General features: G+C 71.0%; 21 protein-coding genes, 2 pseudogenes and 1 CRISPR repeat array. Of the genes and pseudogenes, 7 read left to right on the forward strand and 16 right to left on the reverse strand.

Annotated features, from left to right (window positions below; genetic code table 11):
* Nucleotides 1–7: 7 nt before the first annotated feature.
* Complete coding sequence (locus EMA09_RS06065; protein ID WP_129839627.1) at nucleotides 8–379, reverse strand: hypothetical protein; 372 nt, start codon at nucleotides 377–379, stop codon at nucleotides 8–10.
* A complete protein-coding gene (locus EMA09_RS06070) occupies nucleotides 376–786 on the reverse strand; it encodes an ATP-binding protein (RefSeq protein ID WP_240796253.1) in 411 nt (136 codons plus the stop codon). Before EMA09_RS06070 ends, EMA09_RS06065 begins: the two co-directional genes overlap by 4 nt.
* Nucleotides 787–996: 210 nt before the next feature.
* Between EMA09_RS06070 and EMA09_RS06075 the strand changes: the two genes are divergently transcribed.
* Together EMA09_RS06075 and EMA09_RS06080 are read left to right on the forward strand one after the other, a co-directional pair.
* Complete coding sequence (locus tag EMA09_RS06075; protein WP_129839629.1) at nucleotides 997–1,860, forward strand: helix-turn-helix transcriptional regulator; 864 nt, start codon at nucleotides 997–999, stop codon at nucleotides 1,858–1,860.
* Nucleotides 1,861–1,879: 19 nt separating this feature from the next.
* Nucleotides 1,880–2,083: a DUF397 domain-containing protein gene (locus EMA09_RS06080; protein WP_129839630.1), complete on the forward strand. Its 204-nt coding sequence runs from the start codon at nucleotides 1,880–1,882 to the stop codon at nucleotides 2,081–2,083.
* A gap of 92 nt (nucleotides 2,084–2,175) precedes the next feature.
* Here EMA09_RS06080 and EMA09_RS06085 read toward each other — a convergent pair whose 3' ends face one another.
* Complete coding sequence (locus EMA09_RS06085; protein ID WP_168220646.1) at nucleotides 2,176–2,865, reverse strand: RloB family protein; 690 nt, start codon at nucleotides 2,863–2,865, stop codon at nucleotides 2,176–2,178.
* A 122-nt stretch (nucleotides 2,866–2,987) separates the two neighbouring features.
* Nucleotides 2,988–4,262 carry an ATP-binding protein gene (locus tag EMA09_RS06090; RefSeq protein WP_129839634.1) on the reverse strand — a complete coding sequence of 425 codons (1,275 nt, stop codon included), beginning with the start codon at nucleotides 4,260–4,262 and terminating at the stop codon, nucleotides 2,988–2,990.
* A gap of 416 nt (nucleotides 4,263–4,678) precedes the next feature.
* Here EMA09_RS06090 and EMA09_RS06095 point away from each other — a divergent pair, with 416 nt between their 5' ends.
* Complete coding sequence (locus EMA09_RS06095) at nucleotides 4,679–5,095, forward strand: hypothetical protein (protein WP_346655810.1); 417 nt, start codon at nucleotides 4,679–4,681, stop codon at nucleotides 5,093–5,095.
* Here EMA09_RS06095 and EMA09_RS06100 read toward each other — a convergent pair.
* Nucleotides 5,050–5,826 carry a TioE family transcriptional regulator gene (locus tag EMA09_RS06100; RefSeq protein ID WP_129839636.1) on the reverse strand — a complete coding sequence of 259 codons (777 nt, stop codon included), beginning with the start codon at nucleotides 5,824–5,826 and terminating at the stop codon, nucleotides 5,050–5,052. The genes EMA09_RS06095 and EMA09_RS06100 overlap by 46 nt on opposite strands.
* 58 nt (nucleotides 5,827–5,884) lie before the next feature.
* Between EMA09_RS06100 and EMA09_RS06105 the strand changes: the two genes are divergently transcribed.
* Nucleotides 5,885–7,129 (forward strand): erythromycin esterase family protein, encoded by a 1,245-nt coding sequence (locus tag EMA09_RS06105; RefSeq protein ID WP_129839638.1) that lies wholly within the window; start codon nucleotides 5,885–5,887, stop codon nucleotides 7,127–7,129.
* Here the strand turns inward: EMA09_RS06105 and EMA09_RS06110 are convergent.
* Entirely contained in the window at nucleotides 7,123–7,473 is a 351-nt protein-coding gene (locus EMA09_RS06110; RefSeq protein WP_129839640.1) for a TetR family transcriptional regulator C-terminal domain-containing protein, read from the reverse strand. The two genes, EMA09_RS06105 and EMA09_RS06110, sit on opposite strands and share 7 nt — an antisense overlap.
* Nucleotides 7,474–7,496: 23 nt before the next feature.
* Here EMA09_RS06110 and EMA09_RS06115 point away from each other — a divergent pair.
* Nucleotides 7,497–8,336, forward strand: a pseudogene (locus EMA09_RS06115) (ABC transporter permease); the annotation flags it as partial.
* Between the two features lie 36 nt (nucleotides 8,337–8,372).
* On the opposite strand, the gene EMA09_RS06120 reads toward EMA09_RS06115, so the two are convergent.
* The 3 genes from EMA09_RS06120 to EMA09_RS06130 form a co-directional block, all read right to left on the reverse strand.
* Nucleotides 8,373–8,945: a hypothetical protein gene (locus tag EMA09_RS06120; protein ID WP_129839644.1), complete on the reverse strand. Its 573-nt coding sequence runs from the start codon at nucleotides 8,943–8,945 to the stop codon at nucleotides 8,373–8,375.
* Nucleotides 8,946–9,009: 64 nt separating this feature from the next.
* Nucleotides 9,010–11,346 (reverse strand): FtsX-like permease family protein, encoded by a 2,337-nt coding sequence (locus EMA09_RS06125; RefSeq protein ID WP_206305913.1) that lies wholly within the window; start codon nucleotides 11,344–11,346, stop codon nucleotides 9,010–9,012.
* Entirely contained in the window at nucleotides 11,343–12,038 is a 696-nt protein-coding gene (locus EMA09_RS06130) for an ABC transporter ATP-binding protein (protein WP_129839646.1), read from the reverse strand. The genes EMA09_RS06125 and EMA09_RS06130 overlap by 4 nt, the downstream gene beginning before the upstream one ends.
* A 206-nt stretch (nucleotides 12,039–12,244) precedes the next feature.
* Here EMA09_RS06130 and EMA09_RS06135 point away from each other — a divergent pair, with 206 nt between their 5' ends.
* Nucleotides 12,245–13,528, forward strand: a complete 1,284-nt coding sequence (locus EMA09_RS06135) for a histidine kinase (RefSeq protein ID WP_129839648.1) — start codon at nucleotides 12,245–12,247, stop codon at nucleotides 13,526–13,528.
* Nucleotides 13,525–14,211, forward strand: a complete 687-nt coding sequence (locus tag EMA09_RS06140; RefSeq protein ID WP_129839650.1) for a response regulator transcription factor — start codon at nucleotides 13,525–13,527, stop codon at nucleotides 14,209–14,211. The genes EMA09_RS06135 and EMA09_RS06140 overlap by 4 nt, the downstream gene beginning before the upstream one ends.
* Before the next feature lie 13 nt (nucleotides 14,212–14,224).
* Here the strand turns inward: EMA09_RS06140 and EMA09_RS06145 are convergent.
* From EMA09_RS06145 to casB, 7 genes and pseudogenes are all read right to left on the reverse strand, one after another.
* Nucleotides 14,225–14,724: pseudogene (locus EMA09_RS06145) on the reverse strand (HAD domain-containing protein).
* Between the two features lie 160 nt (nucleotides 14,725–14,884).
* A CRISPR array of direct repeats spans nucleotides 14,885–16,254; the repeat unit is 29 nt; unit sequence GTTCTCCCCGCGCGAGCGGGGGTGGTCCG.
* Between the two features lie 170 nt (nucleotides 16,255–16,424).
* Nucleotides 16,425–16,745, reverse strand: coding sequence for a type I-E CRISPR-associated endoribonuclease Cas2e (gene cas2e / locus EMA09_RS06150; RefSeq protein ID WP_129839652.1), 321 nt, complete (start codon nucleotides 16,743–16,745; stop codon nucleotides 16,425–16,427).
* A 24-nt stretch (nucleotides 16,746–16,769) separates the two neighbouring features.
* Nucleotides 16,770–17,756 (reverse strand): type I-E CRISPR-associated endonuclease Cas1e, encoded by a 987-nt coding sequence (gene cas1e, locus EMA09_RS06155; protein ID WP_129843861.1) that lies wholly within the window; start codon nucleotides 17,754–17,756, stop codon nucleotides 16,770–16,772.
* A 92-nt stretch (nucleotides 17,757–17,848) separates the two neighbouring features.
* On the reverse strand, nucleotides 17,849–18,604 hold the full coding sequence (gene cas6e, locus EMA09_RS06160; RefSeq protein WP_129839654.1) for a type I-E CRISPR-associated protein Cas6/Cse3/CasE: 756 nt from the start codon (nucleotides 18,602–18,604) through the stop codon (nucleotides 17,849–17,851).
* The gene (cas5e, locus tag EMA09_RS06165; RefSeq protein ID WP_129839656.1) at nucleotides 18,601–19,467 is read right to left on the reverse strand and encodes a type I-E CRISPR-associated protein Cas5/CasD; all 867 of its coding nucleotides are present in this window, start codon (nucleotides 19,465–19,467) and stop codon (nucleotides 18,601–18,603) included. Before cas5e ends, cas6e begins: the two co-directional genes overlap by 4 nt.
* Nucleotides 19,464–20,639, reverse strand: coding sequence for a type I-E CRISPR-associated protein Cas7/Cse4/CasC (gene cas7e, locus EMA09_RS06170; protein ID WP_129839658.1), 1,176 nt, complete (start codon nucleotides 20,637–20,639; stop codon nucleotides 19,464–19,466). Before cas7e ends, cas5e begins: the two co-directional genes overlap by 4 nt.
* Before the next feature lie 54 nt (nucleotides 20,640–20,693).
* Nucleotides 20,694–21,392, reverse strand: a complete 699-nt coding sequence (gene casB, locus EMA09_RS06175) for a type I-E CRISPR-associated protein Cse2/CasB (protein ID WP_129839660.1) — start codon at nucleotides 21,390–21,392, stop codon at nucleotides 20,694–20,696.
* Nucleotides 21,393–21,395 lie beyond the last annotated feature (3 nt).

The following is a 21,395-nucleotide window of genomic DNA, read 5'->3' on the forward strand; positions in this document are numbered from 1 at the left end:
GTCTCCTTCAGGTGGTGGGCGGGAGGGTGGCGAGAAGCACCTCGACGGCCGTCTCCGGGTCCTCGATCGCCCAGGAGCAGTGGGGGATGTGGCCGGTGTAGAGGGTGCAGAACTCTTCTTCGGGGCCGGTGTTCCCGCTGCCGGTGTCGCAGTCCGGGAGGACGCGGAACCAGACTTCGGGGTCGGCATCGGTCCAGGAGGCCCATACGGCTTCGTCGGGCGATCCGGGCCATTCGGCGGCGAACGCCATGTGCTCGTGGTCCGCCGGGTGTTCGGCCAGCTCGCACCGCACGACCGGGGCGGCCACATCCAGCGCGAGGACGAGGAACGACGGCGGCAACCGCACCCGCCGACCGCACACGAACACCGGCAGACTCACGACTCTCCCCCGGTCACGAACCAGACGGTCTTCCCACCCCGCACACCCGGCCGGCACCCGAACTCGACGGCCATCGACCGCAACAGCCACAGCCCACGCCCCGACTCGGCGTCCCAATCCGGTTCGGAAACGACCGGCAGAACAGGTGACCGATCACTGACCGACACCCCCACCCGCCCACCACTGCCCGCCACCCGCAACCGGCACCACCGATCCGGCACATGCCGCGCGACATTCGTCAGCAACTCGGACACACCCAGTCGGACGACCTCAACCGCGTCCGCTGACGTGTCCCAATCGCGCAGCACGAGCGAGACCGTCCGCCGCCACGTCTCGACGCCGACCACCTGCGCGACCAACTCCCATGCGAACACCTGCCGTTGCACGAGCTGACCCGGAACTGACACGACACCTCCCTCAGCACGCGCACGCCCGCGCGACCCGATCGAGCGGGTTACGCGTTCGCCGCGCGGCCCCGCCACGCACCGTGTGGGCGAGGTCACACAGACAGCATGACCCAGGAACGCGCCACCGTGCAACTAGGGCACCTAAGTTGGCTTGCACGTTCGATCGTCGCAGGCCGGGCGGTACTCTGACGATCAACTGAGGGAGGGATCATGCCGGAAGACCCGAAACCGACCGTGCGCCGCCGCGTGCTGGGCACGAATCTCCGACGGCTGCGCGAGAGTCACCACCTGCACCTGGAGCACGCGGCCGAGCACCTGAGCTGCAACATCTCGAAGATCTCGCGCATCGAATCGGGTCGCAGTCCGATAAGGCCCCTCGACCTCAAGGCGCTTCTCGACCTCTACGAGGTGAAGGACCCAGGCGTCCGCGAAGGCTGGCTGTCGATCGCCCGCGAGAGCCGTCAGCAGCGGTGGTGGCGGGTCCTCGAAGACCGCCTGCCGCAGGACTTCATCGACCTGATCGGCCTGGAGGAGGACACGTCGTACTGCCGGGGATTCGAACCGGGGCTGGTCGATGGCCTGCTCCAGACCAAGGAGTACGCCGAGGCTGTCATCAGCGGCGGGGCACCCGGACCGCTCGCCCCGGAGAAGCAGACGAAGCTCGACATCCGGATGGAGCGCCAGAAGGCCCTCTCACGCTCCGAGCACCCCATCACCGCGTGGATCATCCTCGGTGAAGCGGCACTCCGCCAGCAGTACGGAGGCCCGAAGGTGCTGCGTGGGCAGCTCCGCCACCTTCTCGACTTGACCAGCCTGGCGAACGTAACCTTGCAAGTGCTGCCATTCTCGGTCAGCGCTTACCGTGGCGGCCCATATCCCTTCAAGATCTACCGGTTCCCCGAGCCCTCCGACATGGAGGTGGTGCTGCTCGAAAGCCACATGAGCCACACTTACCTCGAAGATCCTGGGGACATCGGCTTCCACGCCGACATCTTCAACCATCTTCGCGCCGCAGCACTGGGTGAGCTGGCCAGCAAGGCGCTCATCGAAGAGATCAGCAATCAACTTTCTTAGCAGAGGGACAAGTACAGAGATGCGGGCATCCCGGTCCGGATGGTTCAAGAGCAGCTACAGCGGCGAGAACGGCGCCTGCGTCGAAGCACGGCACCGCGCCGGCGACGGCATGGACCTCCGGGACTCCAAGGACCACACCAGTCCGGTCATCACCTTCACCACACACGACTGGTCATCCTTCACCACGGCACTGAAGGCCGGCCAGTTCGACTCAACTGACTGACGATCCCCTCCCCCGCCCACGATCCACACGAACTCGTGGGCGGGGCACCTGGACGAATAGCGAGTACCCGGTGTCTTCCCCGCCGGGTCGGTTCAGCGAATGTGCGGAACGATTCCGAGCGCCGCCAGCAGTCGCCAGACATCGGTGGACGGGTCGCGCTTCAGGGCCGGGCAGTCCGGGGCATGTCCGGAGCGTGCGGACCACTGAGGCAGCGGCTCGGCGGCGGCATCCCGTCCCACCGGCTCCGCTTTCGCACGACCCGCCTTGCAGGCGCCGTGTCCGCAGGAGCCGACGAGTGCCCGCGCGTTCGCCACGGCCGTCTCCTGCTTGCCGCGCAGGGCGTCGCGCCGCACGCCCTTGACGCTCTTGTCGTTGCGCTTGTCGTAGTCCTCGAACGCCTCTGCGCCCTTGGCGCTCCGCAGCTTCTCGACAACGATCCTGCTGCTGCCGCTCTGCGCTCCGGAGAAGGGCTGAAAGTGCAGGAGCAACCACAGGTCGAAGGATGGGTGGGAGAAGCCCACCTCGATCTTGGCTGCGGCGGCTTCCTTCAGCGCCCGCCGGATATTCGCGTCACGGTCGTCGCCATCGCGGTCGAAGAGGACCCATGCCTCGTCCGTATCGGCGTAGCGGCGCACCGCTTCCACGGTCTCCGTCGGAAGCATGCCGTTCCTCCGACTGATCGGCTGGATGCGGAAGGGCGGCCGGCCCTCGTCACCGTCACCGAACTCATCGGTGAGGTAGTCCAAGTAGTCGGGTTCGGTCTTTTCCCCTTCGCAGGACACGTACAGGACCCGAACCGCACGGAGCTTCGTGCCCGGCCTGCGGATCAAGGGACGTTCGTCATCTGCTGTTCCGCGTCTCCGACGTTTCGCAGGACCCTTGCGCTGCTGTCCGTCCCGCGTGCTCACGCTGTTGCCTTCGTCCCCGGCCACGACAGCTCGCGGCTGATTTCCCCGGCGGTGATGCGCGGGATTCCCCCGTATCGTCCCCGCAGATAGCCGCGCTCCAGGTTCTCCTCCTTGCGGGGCTTGGCATCCGTCAGGGCGTACAGCTCGGTCTCGCCCGACTGCTTCTTCGTGGTGATCCACACCTGATCGCGGTCGAGGGGACGGTCGAGGACCGCGTTGCCCAGCAGGGTGGCGTCGTGTGTCGTGAAGATCACCTGGGCTCCCCGCGGATTGGACTCGCGGTCCTGGAACAGCCGCACGACCTCGGAGGCGAGTGTGGGATGGAGACTCGAGTCGAGTTCGTCCACCAGGAGCACCGCCCCGGAATCGAGAACGGACAGCAGGGGACCCAGGAAGGCGAACCAGGCGTGCGTGCCCAGCGACTCCTCGGTCAGGAAGTCCATGGAGACCTCCCCACCGCCCGTCGCCCGGTGACGGAACCCGACCCGACCTGTGTCGCGGTCGACGTCGATCCCGGTCAGACCGAGATCCGCGACAGCGAGCAGTCGCACGATGCGATCGCGGTGATCGGCGGAGCCCTGCGCGTCGACGAGCAGGCGTTGCGTCCATTCGGAGCGGGCCGCGATGTCTGTCCCCGGAGTCACCAGCCAGAGGTTGTCCATGAACCAGCGGTGCATGAGCGACAACTGGGGATCATTGAGCGCCGCTGCCACGGAGAGGAAGAGCGCGTTGGGGCGGGTCAGCCCGACGAGGTCGTCCCGCCGTCCCTTGAAGCCCGTGCCCTTGAAGACGAACTCATCCTCGCCGTCGTCGGCGCGGCCCGCTTCCCGGTCGAACCAGACGTTGCGCTTGCCATGCGGGTAGGCGTGCAGCCACTCCGCTTCGACGCGTCCGTCCGACAGCTCGAACCCGTATGTGTAGCGGACCGGGTCACGGCCGAGCAGCAGGTCGACCTCGTAGAGCGTCGTCTCCTCCCGGCATGCCGGGTCCAGCCTGAAAGGCTCACGCGGGACGACTCCGGGGGTCTTCGCCCAGTCGGCGAAGGAGTCGCGCACCGCGTCCCGCATGAAACGGATGGCGCTGAGGAGGTTCGACTTGCCCGACGCGTTGGCGCCGAAGACACCGAGCGCGGGGAGCGCTGTCACCCGTCGCCCTTTGAAGGTCAGCGGCGTCTCACGTGCGGTGCCCTCGTTGAATTCCGTGCCGATCAGTGACAGCTCGTGCTCATCACGGATCGACCGGTGATTGGCCACCCGGAAACGGAGCAGCACGATCGACCTCCCGACCAGACGCAGCCACAGGCCGTGTCACAGACGTTTTCATGCAGGTATTCTGCACAATACAGCCTATGGCGTACGCATGGCCGATGCCACAGCGGCGACACCGACGGGCCTCTCCGCACCCCGGGCGGTCCCGGCTCACACGGCTCGGACATACGGTCGGCAGGGGAAGCCCGTATCGCCCTGGCAGGTGCCGAGGCCCGCGTCGTCGGCCACAGGACCGGCCCCGGTCCGCCGACAGCCGTTCCGGCTACAGTCGGGGCGTCAAGGCGGCCTCGCGCTGTGCCGCTCGGACGGGGACCCGTCCCGCACACCACTGAGGAAGCATGAGGACCTATCCGTACGTCGGGCCGCCTGAGCATCTGGCGCGAGCGGTTCCGCCGGGCGCCGGGGCTGCCATCGGTTCCGTGCGGGCGCTCGGTGCGTGGCTCTCCCGGCAGTCCCCAGGGGACATCGCCGAGCCCTTCACCTTCACCGTCGCCACCGACGGGGTGCTGCGGCTCGCGCCCCGGCGCAGTGAGCACGTCGTCTGCGCCGGTGGCGTCCCCGTGCTGGGTGCCGGGGAGATCGGGTTCGCCGCGCGGCCCGGCGGCGGCTGGGAGGTCGCCGGGATCACGAACCAGTCGACCGGCTACTGCCCAGGACCCGGGTCGTGGACGGCCGTGGAGTCGGCACTCGACACGGCGGGCATCCCGCACCCCGGCCACTTCACCCACGTCTTCGTCTTCAGGCGGTGCGCGCACTGCGGACACCGGAACATCGTCCGCGACGACCACTTCTACTGCGCCATCTGCGACGCGGCCCTTCCGTCCTCCGACGGGTGACCGGCCCGCGCGTCGAGGTACGTGTGCAGTTCGGCGGCGCCGGCCACCAATGCCCTGCCCCGTGCGGCGAGTCGGATGTGCCAGTCGCGCAGGACGGCGTCCAGCGGTTCGAGGCCGCCGGCCGACCGTACCTGCGTGATCAGGGGTGCGATCTGCTCCAGCAGGTGGCCGCCGCGCCTGAGTTGGTGCGTCAGCCGCGCGTCCCGCACGTCGGCCTCGCTGTAGACGCGGTACCCGGTCACCGGGTCGCGGCGCGGGCTGACCAGCCCGGCACGTTCCCACGCGCGCAGCGTGGCGGGCCGGATGCCGAGCCTGCGTGCCAGCGGCCCGATGAACGTGCCGCCGTGCCCGGACGCCGTTCCCCGGCCGGACGCCGTGGCGGGGTCGAGGTCGCGGAGGGCGTTCTCGACGGCCCGGAGCGTCCCGCGGTCGTCGAGGAGCTGGGCGTGGCTCTCGTCGATGACGCGGAACGCCTCGTCGGCCGCGCCCTCGTTCACGGCCCGCATGATCGCCGTGGCCGCCCGGTGGCCGTGCCCCGGCAGCAGGGCGAGGAACGCGCGCAGCGCCAGTGCGTGCAGCGGCGTGTAGACGCGGTAGCCGTGGGGCGTGCGGTCGGCGGCCGGGAGGATGCCGGCCTCCTCGTAGTTCCGCACCGCCTGGGTGGACAGGCCGTGCCGCCGCGCCAGGTCGACGGGCCTGAGCCGACCGCCGTTTTGAAGGTTCTGCCCCATGACTCCCACGGTAGCGCGGAAAAGTCTCCATCGGGACTTCAACGATAGCTTGTAAGCCATGACCATCGACGTCACCACCGCCGTCCATGCCGTCGACGCCTCCGCCGTCGCGGCGCTGTTCCCGGACCGGCCCCGGCTGTTGGCCCTGGGCGAGCCCACCCACGGCGAGGACACGCTGCTCGGACTGCGCAACCGCCTGTTCCGGCAACTCGTGGAGCAGGAGGGCTACCGCACGATCGCGCTGGAGACCGACTGCCTGATGGGACTGACCGTGGACGCCTACGTCACCTCGGGCACGGGCACCCTGGAGGAGGCCATGGAGCGCGGATTCAGCCACGAGTGGGGCGCCTTCACGGGCAACCGCGACCTCGTGCGGTGGATGCGCGCCCACAACGAGGGCCGTCCCGCGTCCGAGCGGGTCCGCTTCGCCGGCTTCGACGGCCCGCTGGAGATCACCGCCGCCGCGAGCCCCCGGCAGGCCCTCACCATGCTGCACTCCTACCTCTCGGCCCGGATGGACGCGGACCTGCTCCCCTGCACCACGGACACGCTCGACCGCCTGCTCGGCAACGACGCCCGGTGGACCGAACCGGAGGCGATGTGGAACCCGGCCAAGTCCGTGGGCCGGTCCGCCGACGCCAGGGAACTCCGGCTGCACGCCGACGACTTGGCGACTCTCCTGGTCACACAGGGGCCGCACCTCGTCGAGGCGTCCACGCGGGAGGAATGGGACCGGGCACGCCTGTGCGCGCGCACGGCCACCGGCCTGCTGCGGTACCACTACTGGATGGCCGACCCCTCGCCCGCCCGCATGACGCGCCTGTGCGCGCTGCGCGACGCGATGATGGCGGACAACCTCCTCGCCCTCGCCGAGCGGGGGCCGACGCTGGCAGGCGGCCACAACGGCCACTTCCAGCGGATCGCGAGCAGCATGCAGATGGGCGGGCCGGTGGAGTGGTGGGGCGCCGGCGCGCTCGTCAGCCGGCACCTGGGCGGCGCGTACGGCTTCCTGGCGACGGCGCTCGGCACGATCCGGCACCGGGACGTGGACGCCCCGCCGCCGGACACGGTGGAGGGTCTGCTGTACGGACTACCGCGCGACCACTGCCTCATCGACGCACCGAAGCTGGCCTCCGCCCTCGCCACCACGCCCCCGGCCGCCCGCGTCTCCCCCTGGTTCGGCTACTCCCCCCTCGCCCCGGCCTCCCTGAGCACGACCGACGGGATCGTGTACATCAAGGACATGGCCTCGGAGGCGGAGTGGGCCGGCGGCCCGACGACGGGGTCCGGCTCCGGTCACTGAGCGGCGGCGTCCGCCGTCATCAGCGTGCGCAGCCCGTTGCGCAGCATCTCACCGCTCACGGTGCCGAACAGCGCCTGCTGGACGATGAATCCCTGCACCAGGGCCATCAGGGTGCGTACGAGGTGCTCGGTGGGGACGTCGGCGGGCAGGTGGCCCGCGGCCCGGTAGGTGGCGACGAGGTCGCTCCACACCGCGTACATGTCCTCGTACCCGTGCCGGAGGGTGGTGGCGAGCGACTCGTCGCGCAGGCATTCGCCCCACACCTGCACGATCAGCTCGGCCAGGGTGCCGCTGTCCTCGGAGCCCTCGCGCCGGGCCTGCTCCTCCAGCACGTGGGTGAGCACGCCGCTCGGAACAGGCGGCGGAGCCGGTCAGGGCGCGGCTGGAGCAGCTCGACGGCGCCTTCGACGTTCACACCTACGCCGACGAGGGCGCCGCCCGCGCCGCCATCGAGGAGCGTGAGATCTACGGTGCCGTCGTGACCACCCAGCAGGGCACGCGTCTGCTGACCGCGTCCGCCGCCGGCCCGGCCGTGGCACAGTTGCTCACCGACGCCGTCGGCGAGCAGGGCGGTCGCGCCGTGCCGACGGAGGACGTCGTCCCGCTGCCCGAAGGGGACCCGCGCGGCACCGCGCTCAACGCCAGTGTGCTGCCGATGGCGTTGGCCGGCATCGCCATGGGCGCCGCCGTCACCGTGCTCGGCCTGCGCGGGACCCGCGCCGCGGCCGCCGTCTCCGGCGCCGCCGTCGTGATCGGCCTCGTCTCCGCCGGCATCGCGCACACCTGGCTCGGCGTGCTGGCGGGCAACTGGTGGGCGGAGGCCGGGGCCTTCGCCCTCGTCGCGCTGGCGGGCGGTGCGACGGTCGCCGGCCTGGCGGCGCTGCTCGGCTTCGGCGGGATCGGCCTGGGCGCGCTGCTGATGATGCTGCTCGGCAACCCGTTCTCCGGCGTCTCCAGCGCACCCGAGCTGCTGCCCGAACCGGCCGCGACTCTCGGCCAGTTGCTGCCGCCCGGCGCCGGCGGCCAGGTGCTCCGATCGGTCTCCTACTTCGACGGCAACGGTGCCGGTGCGCCGCTGGTCGTCCTCGGCGTCTGGGTACTGCTGGGGCTGTTCCTGATCCGGCTCGGCGCGTCGGCCGAGCGCCGCCGCGCCACCGGGAAGCCCGACACCGTCGCCGGGCCACGGCCCGCGGCAAGCACCGTCTGAGGCCGTGGCCGGGACCGGGGTGCGGTCAGCGGTGGGTCACTCGATGGTCCCGTCCCAGGTCGGGACGGTGTCGCCCGCGTCGACGCCGAACCGTAGGACCCGGGCCGTGACGTCGCGGCCGTGCTCCGCCGTGTCGACGCTGTACGGCTCACGGTGGTGCATGGTCTGACCGGGAGCGAGAGACCCCTGCAGGAAGTCCGCCTGCTCCAGGTAGAGCCAGTCGATGTCGCCGCCGTCGGTGGTGCCGGAGGCGCCGTCCCCGATGACGCCCCGCACCTGGGCGCTCGTGCCGTCGAACTCGACGATCTCGACTTCCTCGAGCGTCACCTCCCCGTGCAACTCCGCGATGAGGGCGATCCCCTCGGACAGGTCCTCCGCGGTGGCCTGCGCACGGCAGTCGGCCGACTGGCCGTCCCGGGCGGCCTCGGCGTCACCGTCGTTGATGGCGGCGATGTTGGCCTCGACGGCCCGGCGCAGCTCCTCCTCGGTGCCGGTGGCGCGGCCCGACTGTTCGCCACCACCGTCGTCCGAACCGCACGCGGTGGTGGCGAACAGGAGAAGGGCTGCGTTCGTGAGGAGCAGACCGCGTGCGCGCGGCGCGATTTTCATGCCAACGATCTTGTCAGGCATGGAAGTTCGGCGCAGTACTCGTGATCATCCTGTGACGGCCGCCCTACTCGGTGCGCAGTGCCGTGGCGGTCCGTGTCCTCGCGGCCCAGCCGGCGGGCAGGAGCGCGCCCAGCGTCGCGATGAGGAGGCCGCCGAGCGCCAGGGGGACCAGTTCCGTCGCGTGGTAGACGGCGAGGACGGAGTCCGGGAGGCGGAGGCCCGCGGTGTCGCCCATGGCGGGGAGCACCCGGCCGTGCAGGGCGACGCCGAGGGGTACGCCCACGGCGCCCGCGATCAGCCCGGTCAGCACGACCGAGGTGACGACCATCGCGACGGTCTGCCGCGGGACCATGCCGAGCGCCTTGTGGATCCCGATCTCCCGGACGCGTTCGCGGGTGTCGAGCAGCACGCCGTTCAGCACGCCGAGCGCGGCGACGACGACGAGCATCAGCGTCAGTGCCCCGGACAGCGCGTTGAGGGTGAGGACCATACTGCTGCTGCTGTCGAGCCCGCCCACCTGCGCGGTGACGCCCAGCGGCTCCAATTCCCTGTTCAGCGCGTCGGCGTAGCGGGCCGGGTCGGTGCCGGGCGCGACCGCGATGTGGTGGCTCGTTTCCCACGGATCGGGCTGCGCGGACGCGATGGTCGCGGCGTCGGTGAAGACCTGCATGCCGTCGTTGCGGGGGTCGAGGACCTCGCCGACGATGCTGACGGTGACCGGCTCGGCGAGGCCGTCCAGGGTGACGGTGTCGCCGATGCGGGTCCCGGTCGTGGTCAGGAACCCGGTCGGGACAACGGCCTCGCCGGGGCCGTCGAGCCAGCGGCCGGAGACCATCGTGTAGCCGCCCCACGACGCGTCGCCGTCGAAGGCGATCACGTCGATCGTGCCGGTCCTGCCGGCCAGGGTCGCCCGTACCGTCGAGGCGCTGTAGAACTCGCCGGTTCCGGTGTTCGCCTCGATGGCTGCGGCGACCGCCGCCTGATCGACGTCCGGCCGCTCCCCCGGACCGAAGTCCGGCATCGGCGCGGGCACCACGACATCGGCGGCGTCGTGCGCCCTGGCCTCCATCACCCGCCCGAGCGTCGCCCCCATCCCCACGGTGAACGTGACGGCGATCGCGCCGAACAGGACCGCCGTGCCCATGGCCAGCGCGCGGGCGGGCCGCGCGAAGGGCCGGACCAGGCCCAGCGCGACCGGCTGCGGCAGCGGCAGCCGTCCGGCCAGCCGGGCAGCCCACCGGCCGCGCCCCGCCGACGCCGTACGCCCGACGGCGAGCGCGTCCACCGTGCGCAGCCGCCCGGCCCGCCATGCGCTCGCCCACGCGGTCACCGCGACCAGGCCCAGCACACCGGCGATCACCACCACGTCGATCAGGGGGTCGATGGCGAGGGACGAGCCGCCGTACACGTCACCGGCCTCGGCCAGCACCGGGACGGCGAACACGTGGCCGGCGACGACGCCGAGGACCGTGCCGACGGCGGCCGGGATCAGCGCCTGGCCCACGTACGCCCGCACGACCTGGGCCGGAGTGAAGCCGACGGCCTTGAGGACGCCGATGCGGCGGGTGCCCGTGCCGACGGCCGACGCGACGATGTTGCCGACGACGAGCACCGACATGATCAGCCCGAGGGCGCCGAAGGCCATGAGGAACGGGACGTACACGGCGGTGTCACGTTCGACGGATTCCTTGACGGCCAGCCACGACTGTTCGCCGACGACGGCATCCTCCGGCAGGCCGGCGGTCACGGCGTCGCCGCCCGCCGCGACCTGCGCGGCGGTGCCGGCGTCGTCGAAGCGGTAGAGCATCTGGTAGCCGCCGCTGCCGGACGCGGTGAGGGCTGGCATCTGGGACGGGACGACCCACGCGTCGGCGGTTCCCGTCACCGAGCGGGCCACGCCGACCACCGTCAGCGTGGGACCGTCGGACAGGCCGGGGAACGTGACCTCCATGCCCAGGACCGCGATGAGCGGGGCGTCGGCCGACACCACGATCTCCCCGGGGGCCGTGGCCCACCGGCCGTCGAGCAGTTCCACCGCGTCCACGTCCTCACGGCCCGGGTCGTCGCGTCCTGCCACGGTCATCGGCCACTCGGGGTTCGGGCCGTCCGACCGCGGGGCGACCGTCGCCGTGGGGAACGGCCCGGCCGCGCCGCTCACGCCCTCGGCGTCCCCGGTCCCCGCGAGTTCCTCGGCGCTCACCTCCCCCGCGTCGAACTGCAGGGACAGGTGCGCGCCGTGCTGCCGGGCGAAGGCGTCCCCGAAGGGCGCGCCGGAGACCGCGATGAGCGTGCCGCCGAGGATGGAGGCGGCCACCGCCATCATCGTGGCGAGCCCGACCACGAGCGTCTGCATGCGGCGCCGCGTCACCCCGGCACGCACCACCCCGCCGAGCGCGCTCATCGGACGGCCTCCCGCGTCCGTACGTCCTCGACGATCCGGCCGTCCGCGAGACGGACCGTGCGGTTCGTGCACGACCGGGCGAGCGCCTCGTCGTGCGTGACGACGACGACGGTCTGCCCCTCGGCGTTCAGGGCCGTCAGCAGCCCGCCGACGTCGTGCCCGGCGGCCGTGTCGAGGGCGCCGGTCGGCTCGTCGGCCAGGAGCAGCGCGGGCCGGTTCATCAACGCGCGGGCGACGGCGACGCGTTGCCGCTGGCCGCCGGAGAGCCGGCCCGGGTGGGCGCGGGCGTGCCGGTCGAGGCCGAGCAGGTCGAGGAGTTCCGCCGCGCGGCGGCCCGCCTCGCCGCGCGCCATGCCGGCGAGGCGCGCGGGCAGCACGACGTTGTCGGTGACGGTGAGGTCGTCGAGCAGGTTGAAGAACTGGAAGATCATGCCGACCTCGGCGCGCCGGTAGAGCGCCGACCCGGCCTCGCCGAGCCGGTCGACCCGCACACCGGCCACGGTCACGGTGCCCGTGTCGGGCCGGTCCAGGCCCGCGATCAGGTTGAGCAGCGTGGACTTGCCGCTGCCGGAGGGGCCGAGGATCGCGACGGCCTCGCCGGGCTCCACGGTCAGCGACACCCCGTGCAGGGCGGGCGGGCCGTCGTCGTAGCGACGGCTCACCTCGCGGAGTTCGATCACCGGCATGGTCATGAAAGGGCTCCTCGGATACGGGACTTCGACTTCCGCGAACGCTAGGAGCGGGCACCGCGCGCACGCGTCGGCCGCCCGGACCCCATCCCGTACCGTGCGGGGACGATCCCCCGGGGCGTCATCCGTCCGATGTAGGCGCGCGATGTACGCGGAACGACCGCCGGGCTGATCCCACCGGCCCGGGCGACGACGACAATGAACCGGTGATGGACGTGACGACGACGCTGGGGCGACTCCGGGAGGCCACCCTCCGGACGGTCCGCGGCGCCGCGACCCCGGGCGTCCCGCCGTTGCGACCCACCCGGCGCGCACGGCAGTTCGACGCGCTGCTGGCGCTGGCGCTCGGGGTCACCACCGTCTACTACGGCATCGACAACGCCGACAGGGTCGTCGTGCGCCAGATCGCGCCCGATGTGCAGTACGTCCTGGAACGCCCGTCCGGCACCGGCGGCATGGCCTTCATGGTGGCCCTCGCCGCCATCGCGTCGGGCACCCTGGCGCTGCGCCGCCGCTACCCGCTCGCCGTCCTGTGCGTCGTGACGGCCGCGACACTGGCGACACCGCAGAGCGTCGCGCGGCTCACGTTCTACGCGTTCATCATCGCCGTCTACAGCGCCGCCGTGCACAGCCCGTACCGCGCCGCGACGCTCGCCGCGCTGTCGGTGTCGGTCCTCCTCGTCAGCACCTCGGGGAACTCGGTGACACCGATCGTCCCCAACGAGTACACCGCCCTGCTGATCCTGATCCCGTTGGCCATGGCCGCCGTCGGCCTGCGCACGTGGAAACTCCGCAGCGACGAGGGCCGCGCCCGGCTCACCGCCCTGGAACGCGAACAGGCCGAGGCGCTGCGCCGCGCCGTCGAGCACGAACGGGCCAGGATCGCCCGCGAACTGCACGACGTCGTCACGCACAACGTCAGCGTGATGATCATCCAGGCCGGTGCCGCACGGAAGATCATGAAGGACGCGCCCGACGAGGCCGGCGAGGCGCTGCTCGCCGTCGAGGCGGGCGGCCGGGCGGCCATGACGGAGCTGCGCCACGTCATGGGGCTGCTCACCATGGCCGACGACGGCGACGCGGCGGACGGCGGCGGCGAGTTGGCCCCGCAGCCGGGCCTCGACCAGCTCGAACCGCTGGTCGGACGGGTCAGGAACGCGGGACTGACCGTCGGCCTGTCCGTGACGGGACCGCCCCGCCCCCTCCCGCCGGGCCTCGAACTCGCCGCCTACCGCGTGGTCCAGGAGGCGCTGACCAACACGGTGAAGCACGCGTCCGGCGCCACCGCCACCGTGACCGTCGACTACGGCCCGGAACGCCTCCGGGTGGAGGTCACCGACACGGGCGGGCGCGCGGACGGCGCCCCCGGGAGCGGCCGGGGCCTGATCGGCCTGCGCGAACGCCTCGCCGTCTACGGCGGAACCCTGACCACGGGCCGGCGCCTGACCGGCGGCTACCGTGTGGAGGCCCTGATCCCCCTGGAGACACCGTGACCGAGCCGCTGCGCGTGCTCCTCGCCGACGACCAGACCCTCGTCCGTACCGGGTTCCGGCTGATCCTCCGCGCCGACGGCATCGACGTCGTCGCGGAGGCGACCGACGGGACGGAGGCGGTCGAGGCGGTCCGCCGTACGCGCCCCGACGTGGTTCTGATGGACATCAGGATGCCCGGCATGGACGGCCTGGAGGCGACCCGCCGCATCCTCACCGACGCGCCCGACAGGCCGCGCGTCATCATGCTGACGACGTTCGATCTGGACCGCTACGTGTACGCGGCGCTGTCGGCGGGGGCGAGCGGCTTCCTGCTGAAGGACGTGACACCGGAACACCTGACGGCGGCGGTCCGCACGGTCCGCGACGGCGACGCGCTGCTGGCACCCGCGATCACACGCCGCCTCGTACAGCGCTTCGCGCAGCGCGGCAGCGAGACGGCGCCCCTGCACCGCGACCTGGCCTCCCTCACACCGCGCGAACTGGAGGTCCTGGGCCTGCTGGCGAGGGGCCTGAGCAACGCCGAACTGGCGACCCGCCTCCACCTGGCCGAGGCGACGGTGAAGACACACGTCGCCCGGATCATCGCCAAACTCGGCATCCGCGACCGCGTTCAGGCGGTGATCGTGGCCTACGAAACCGGCCTGATCACCACCGGCACCCACGTACCGCTGGAACGGACATAGCCGCGCGCCCTGCTCACGACGGGTGCCGCAGCCACGAGTCGATGGCCGCGTAGTCGTCGGCGGTGAGGCCGACACGTGGGTCGACACGGTGCAGCAGCGCGGGTCCGGGGTGGTTGCCGGCGACCCACGCCCGGTCGTTGCCGGTGATCTCGTCATCGACCCAGACGAACGGCCGCGCTTCCGCCCGAGCAACGAGCGTGCGCGTCTTCCAGTGCAACCCGGCACGTCCGTCCTGCTCGTCGCCATCGGACGGCTCCGGCCAGGACACGACGGGCAGTTGGGGCAGTCCGAGAAGGGGAGCGATGCACTCGTTGGCATCCTCCTCCACGTAGTGGCCCAGACGACCTCACACGGCAACGCCGCCAACCGCCGCCCATGCGCGGGATCGATGCGGCAGAGCAGCGGATTGGTGTCGAGCCCCACCGCATAGGTCGGATACTGCCCCGACACGGCACCGAACGGAATGAGCGGCCCATCGACATCAAGAAACAACAACGGCAACCGCGCACCCATGCGAGGACGATACGCGGCCGACCACCAGGCAATTGGCTCTGGACACCTCCCGCCCCTCTCTCGCCCCACCACCCGCTACTTCTGTCACCATGGACAGATGACACCGCCCGACAAAGGCAAAGAAACGGCAAACCCGCTCTAACACCGCAGGTGGCGAAGGGTTCTCCCCGCGCGAGCGGGGGTGGTCCGTGCACGTAGAACGGGCGGAGATCAGGGTGAAGGTTCTCCCCGCGCGAGCGGGGGTGGTCCGGAGCCACGTTGAGCGCCTCCCGCACTTTCACCGTTCTCCCCGCGCGAGCGGGGTGGTCCGGGGGTAGGGTCGGACATGTGTCCGCCTCCTTCGTTCTCCCCGCGCGAGCGGGGGTGGTCCGAAGAGGATGCTGAAGCCGGTCGCGGGGGTCGCGTTCTCCCCGCGCGAGCGGGGGTGGTCCGCGATCCGGGAGCGAGTCACCGGCTCCAAAGCCGTTCTCCCCGCGCGAGCGGGGGTGGTCCGATATGCCCGTCGGCAACCCGACACCCGACAAGGTTCTCCCCGCGCGAGCGGGGGTGGTCCGGAGACCGGGTTGGGTGCCGTACGTATGCGGACGTTCTCCCCGCGCGAGCGGGGGTGGTCCGTACGCGCCTATATCGGTCGAGATATCCCGGAGGTTCTCCCCGCGCGAGCGGGGGTGGTCCGCCCGCCCCGCAGAGATAGCACCAGTAGGCCCCGTTCTCCCCGCGCGAGCGGGGGTGGTCCGCTGTCGGGTCCGATGCCGGTGCGGGTGTGGGTGTTCTCCCCGCGCGAGCGGGGGTGGTCCGCAGCAGCAGCGCGAGTTCGGCGACGTCCAGGAGTTCTCCCCGCGCGAGCGGGGGTGGTCCGGCACCCATGTCTGACTCGACTCGCCGGACCCTGTTCTCCCCGCGCGAGCGGGGGTGGTCCGTCCTCACGAGCACCAGCGACGTCACTGCCTCGGTTCTCCCCGCGCGAGCGGGGGTGGTCCGGTCATCAGGTCGCCGTCGAGGTCGTTGACGGTGTTCTCCCCGCGCGAGCGGGGGTGGTCCGTCGGGGAGGTAGGTCGCGCCGGAGGGGAGGGTGTTCTCCCCGCGCGAGCGGGGGTGGTCCGTTCCGCAGCGGCGCCCTCCACACCGAGCGGGTGTTCTCCCCGCGCGAGCGGGGGTGGTCCGGTCATCAACGCCTACAACAACCTGCCCGCGCCGTTCTCCCCGCGCGAGCGGGGGTGGTCCGACCTTCGCGGGGCGGCTGAGGATCGGGTCGCCGTTCTCCCCGCGCGAGCGGGGGTGGTCCGATCCTGTCCCGGGTCTCCCGGTTGAGGACGAAGTTCTCCCCGCGCGAGCGGGGGTGGTCCGAAAATCGCCGCCGGGAAATCGACGCTGGCCGAGTTCTCCCCGCGCGAGCGGGGGTGGTCCGGGCCGCTCGCGGGACTCCTTCACCCTCTTCCAGTTCTCCCCGCGCGAGCGGGGGTGGTCCGTGCCGGTGGATACGGACAGCCGGTTCTTCGACGTTCTCCCCGCGCGAGCGGGGGTGGGCCGCGCCCAGCGAACGTCGTCTTCCCCGAGCCGCTGAGCGCATCCCCACAGCGCGGGTGGCGCTCACGCCCGAGCATGAGCGCCACCGTCGTCCCCGGTTCGGTGACTTACGCTGTTCAGCTGGCCCGGAGGGTGGCTCGCCACCGACGCATCCTCAAGGGGCCACCCGATCGCTACGCGGGCAAGGCAGTCGGTTCCTTCCCTCCTTCCTCGGGACGGATGGCGACGAGCGTCAAACCGTCGAAATCGACGGGGACCCGGCGGCGTTCACCGGCCGTTCGGAGGGCGTAGCCCTGTTCATTCGCCTCCGGATGCACGAGGACCGCCGCGCCCGTACCGATGGACGCGCTTACCACGCGCCACAGTTCGTCGCGTACACGGGCTGAGAGAGTGCCGACGTAGAGGCCGGGTGTGGGTTCGATCATCCAACGGGTGAGGGCGCCGCGGACATGGTCCGGAACCGCCGTCGTGGAGAGCACAGTGATGGAGGACATGAGCCGGTGGCTTTCGGGAGAAGGTCACGACACGGCGGTGGGGTCCGCGTCATCGTCCGGGAATGGTTCGTCCACGTCATCGGGATCGGCCGGTCGGCCCTGCCCCGCGTAGTTCACACCGGCGGGTACCGAGCCGACGTCCGGGTCCCACAGGTTCACCAGTTGTACGGCCTGCCCCTCGGGCGTCGGCTCGGCCTCGTCCGGCACGAGCAGGGACTGGATGTCCGAGACAATGCGCGGCAGCAGTCGAAACAGTCGTAGTCCCTCACGGAATCCGCGCCGGGCCATGGCCTCCGCGTTCGGGGAGTCGTGCAGCGAGAAGGCGAGCGGAATGGTGAGTTCGGCCTTGTACAGATCGGCTACGTCATAGACCATCGCGAGTTGCTTGCCCTGGTGCACGAATCCCAGGGCGGGTGAGCAGCCCAGTGCCGCGAGCGCGGCGTGCACGATGCCGTACAGGCAGGTGTTCGCCGAGGACAGGGCGCGGTTCACCGGGTCCTGGTCATCCCAGGCGGCGGGATCGTAGTTGCGGCGGAAACGGCCGATGCGGTGCTGCTGGGCGAGGTGCTTGTACAGCGCCTTGACCCGTTGGCCCTCCAGGCCACGCAGCGCGTTCAGACTCGCGGTTGGCGGCACGGGCATGTTGAAGCGCTTGATGTACATCTGACGCGCGACGGCGAGACGGCGCTCAGGATCGCTCCAGTGGTGCACCTGGTGTTCCAGCCACCGGGTGGTGAGCGCGTCCGAGACGGTGGACGAGTAGCACCGGACGCCGCCGGACCCACTGCACACAACGGTCGTCCCGTGCCGGGCGAACGTCGCCATGGCCGGCTGCGTGATGGAGGTCCCGGGGCCGAGGAGTACGCAGGAGAGCGCGGATGTCGGTAAGTAGACCCGGGTGATGTCGCCATCCGCCGCGGTCGTCTCGGCGCAGACCCCCGTGTCGTCCTGGACGATGCGGACGACATCCGCGTAGAGGAAGGACAGGGAATCTCCGACGCGCGGCAGCATGGCAAGCGTCGGTGCGGCGATGCGGCGGCGGGCCGTCGCCTTGTCGTGCGGCGGACCGCTGTTGTCGGGAACCGTTGACACGTGTGTTCCTTTCAGGCGGCGGGGCCGCTCGGAGCGATGCTGAGCAAGCCGCATCCGTACGACTTGGCGCGGCCGATACCGTGCAGGAGGGCGTTCCGCAGCGCTTCAGCGTCGTGGACCGTCGCCACGCCGTCGAAGCGGGTGGCGTGATGCGGCACCCTCACCTCACCGTCATGCCGGCTCCCCGGCGGCTTTCCACGATCCGGGGCCGAGGCCGTGGCCCGGTCGTCCGCGCGCTGCCATGCGACGAGGGGTTCCACCGGATCGGACAGGATGGACCGCGGGACGAGCCCGGCGACGGATGCCCGTTCGACCCACCAGTGGTCCGCGTCCTCACCGTGCAGGGGGGTGGCCTGCTTCCAGCGGCCCGCGGTGCTGTTTCGTCCGCAGCGGCGCACGGTGTTGCCGACGAGCCGGTACCGGACGGTCACTCCGGGGCGGAGCGCGGTGAGCAAGGCGGTCATGTCCTTGGTGCGGACGTCCGCGTAGCCGAGTGGGAGGCGCGCGGGATCGACGGGCATGAGGCTCTGGACCAGCAGGATGGGCGGCCCCTCCCCCACCACCTCCAGCCGGAAGAGAGTGCCCGCGCGTGAACGCGGACGGTCGCCGAGGTCGTCCGGCAGCAGCCTCATGACTCGACGGTGCAGAGCACCGACGTCTCTGAGATCGTGCCGCACGGCCCTGTTGGCCGTGTTGAGCCGCAGTTGGGACAGCCAGGCGGTATCCGTCACGGCGCTGCGGGCGGCCGGAGGTGCCGCGATGCTCATGTGTCGTTCCGTTCAGAGGAGGGGGACGGCCGGAGATAGGCGCGGATCGCATCGAGATAGTCGAGCCCGTAGCCGCCACACAGCTGACCCGGCAGTCGGCAACTCGTGGTGTAGGACGGGCGGCTCCGGTGGACGCGGTCCCGGGCGGTGAGCCGGACGGGTTCGTCGTTCAGCGTGGTGACAGAGGTTCTGCTGGACACGGCCTCGGGGAAGCCGGCGGGGAACGGGGTGTCGGCAGTGAATCGCACGGTGACGGTCGAGTCGCCGCTCTGTCCGCTCCTCACCCTTTCCACTCCGGTATGGACCGCTTGTTCCCGGGCGAGCGGGACGCGCAGCAGTTCGGCCACCGGGTCCGTCACGTCGTCGAGGACGAACAGTGCGCCGGGCGGGCAGGAACGTCGTCCGAGGTGGAGGGGCCAGTGCGGTGTGGCCAGTGCATGCGCGCACTCAGCCGCGACCTGCGGATCGGCCGGTGAGGTGACCGCGACCATGAAAGCGGCGTCGGCGAGGTAATGGCGATGCGAGACGATGGTGCCCTGGCCGGCGCCGCGCCGTCCGCCTTTCGCCGTCGGTACCGTGCGGTGCGTCGGATAGCCGCCACCCACGGTGTGGAAATCCCTCATACGGGTCCCGCCGCGGTCGTGGCGCACGGTGAATCGCAGTTGGGTGAGACGGCTGAAGGGCGTCATGGACCCGTCGTCGGGGTCCGTGACCGCGTCCTTGCGCGCGATACCGAGGGCGGACGCAGCCATTCCGATGAGCCCGGAACGCGTGGGGTGCGCAGTGGTGTCACGGTCGTTGAAGGCGCTGTGCTCGCCCCACGCCTGCATCGGGCCACTCAGGTGCAGGAGAAAGCCGCTCACGCGGTGGTGCTCCCGTCCCTGCTCCATGCGGCCGTGAGCGCACCCTCGATCAGCGCGGAGTACGAGACCTCCCGGTCGCCGAGGCCGGTCAGGCCGGTGTCGTCGATGCCCGCATAGGCGCTGTGCACGGTCCCGGACGTGCCGATCAGTGTGGTGAGCTTTGTGGCGTACGCACTCAGTGCCTGGCGCGAGCGTGCGCCCCAGCCGCTGCCGTCCGCCTCGACCGGCTTCTCGAACGCCGCGGCGAGGGACACCGGCCGGTCGGAGCGGACCACCAAGTGCACGAGGTCGGGAACGGTGTGCGGTGCCGTGGAGGTCTTCTTCGCAGACGGCAGGCTCTCGATGAACGCGGTGACGAACGCGTCAGCCAACTCGCGGGCCAGAGCCGTGTCGGAGACGTTCGCCACCAGGTCGCGCAGGTCCAGAGTGGCGTATCGGTAGAAGATCCCGCTGCTGAATTCGGCCGTGTTCATGTGGGCACTGCCGGCGTCTGTGGCCCACTGGCTGACGTCGTCGACGGCCGTGAAGAAGTCAGCCTGCACGGAGGTGCTGTGCGTGGTGAAGGCGTGGGCCACCTGGACGGCACCGTCGACCCCGGCGCCGGGGATCTCCGCGAGCATGCGTCCGAAGAGGGCGATGGAACCGTTGCGCGACTTCAGGACGTCGTGCACGGCGTCCTTCGGCAGCAGTGCCTTCTCCGCCGCCTTCGTGCCCAGTGCCTTCTGCAGCTTCTCCCGCTCCTGCTCCGCGATGTCGGCGAGGGCCTCGGCCGCGTTGTCGGGGAGGAAGAGGAGGGACGCGGTCTGGCCGCCATCCTTCTCCAGGTCGAGTTTGGATTCGGTGGACCGGATCACCTGGGCACCCGCCAGATCAGCGAGATCCTGGGACCACCCCCGCTGCACCAACGCCTTGGCCACCTGGAGCGGCAGTCTGCGCGTCCGAAGGGCACGCTCACCCATGCGCGCCTCGACAGCCAGCCGGGTCGGCCGCTTCCACGCCTGGCTGGAGACGCGTGTCCGCGTGGTGCCGCCGAAGACGACGGTCTTGGGGGACCCGAGGTCGTCCCGGTTGACGTTGCTGAAGGGGAGGGCCTGGGTGATGTGCACGTCCAGGAAGCGCGGCACGGGCCGTGCGGCGTCCGACGCGGAAGCGGTTGTCGTGGGAGGGGTCATTTCGAGATTCCCGTTTCGTCTGTGATGGTCGTGTCGATCGATCGGTGGCACGGGTCAACTGGACTGCTGCGACCGGCGGATCGTCCGGTAGTAGTCCTCGAGCCACCGTGTGGTCGTCCTGCCGCGCGTGTAAGGCCATGCGGCGATGTCGTACAGGAGACGCCCGTAGTCCACGGGAACCCCGCTCGACGACATCTGGCGCACCACGGCCGGAAGCATGCGGTGAAGGCCGTCGATGTCCTGTCGCACAAGCAAGTGCAGCCGGGATTCGACACCGGCCTCCTTCGCCTGGTCCGCTCCCTCGCGGGTGACGGCCTGTGCGAGGCAAGCGCCCAGGCTGCTCCCCCAGGAGGTCTTCACGTCCGGTGTCCCGGTTGCGGACGGTGGGGGCGTGGCGCCGGTCGGCTCGGTGCCGGACTCGGGAGCGGACTCCGTCTCCCGTGCGTCCGTCTCACGCATGGCGCGGGGCCGTGCGGCGATGAGGGCCGCAACGGCGTAGTAGGCGCGCCGTTTCGCTCCCCGTGCGTTCTCGGGGACCAAACCGGCACGCAGCAGGGCGGCGTGGGTTCGAGCGGGTACCTCGTTGACGGGTTTGGCGAGGCCTTGCCTGAGCGCCTGTTGGGTGCCGGGTTCGCGGCATGCGGCCAGCACCTGGTCCACGAACGTGTCGTACGGCTTGAGACGTTCGTCGCGCGGCGGCGACGACGTTCCGTGCCCTGCGGAAGCGACGGTCGCCTCGTCAGTCGTCGTCATGGG

Source organism: Streptomyces sp. RFCAC02 (genome assembly GCF_004193175.1).
Taxonomy (GTDB): Bacteria; Actinomycetota; Actinomycetes; order Streptomycetales; family Streptomycetaceae; genus Streptomyces.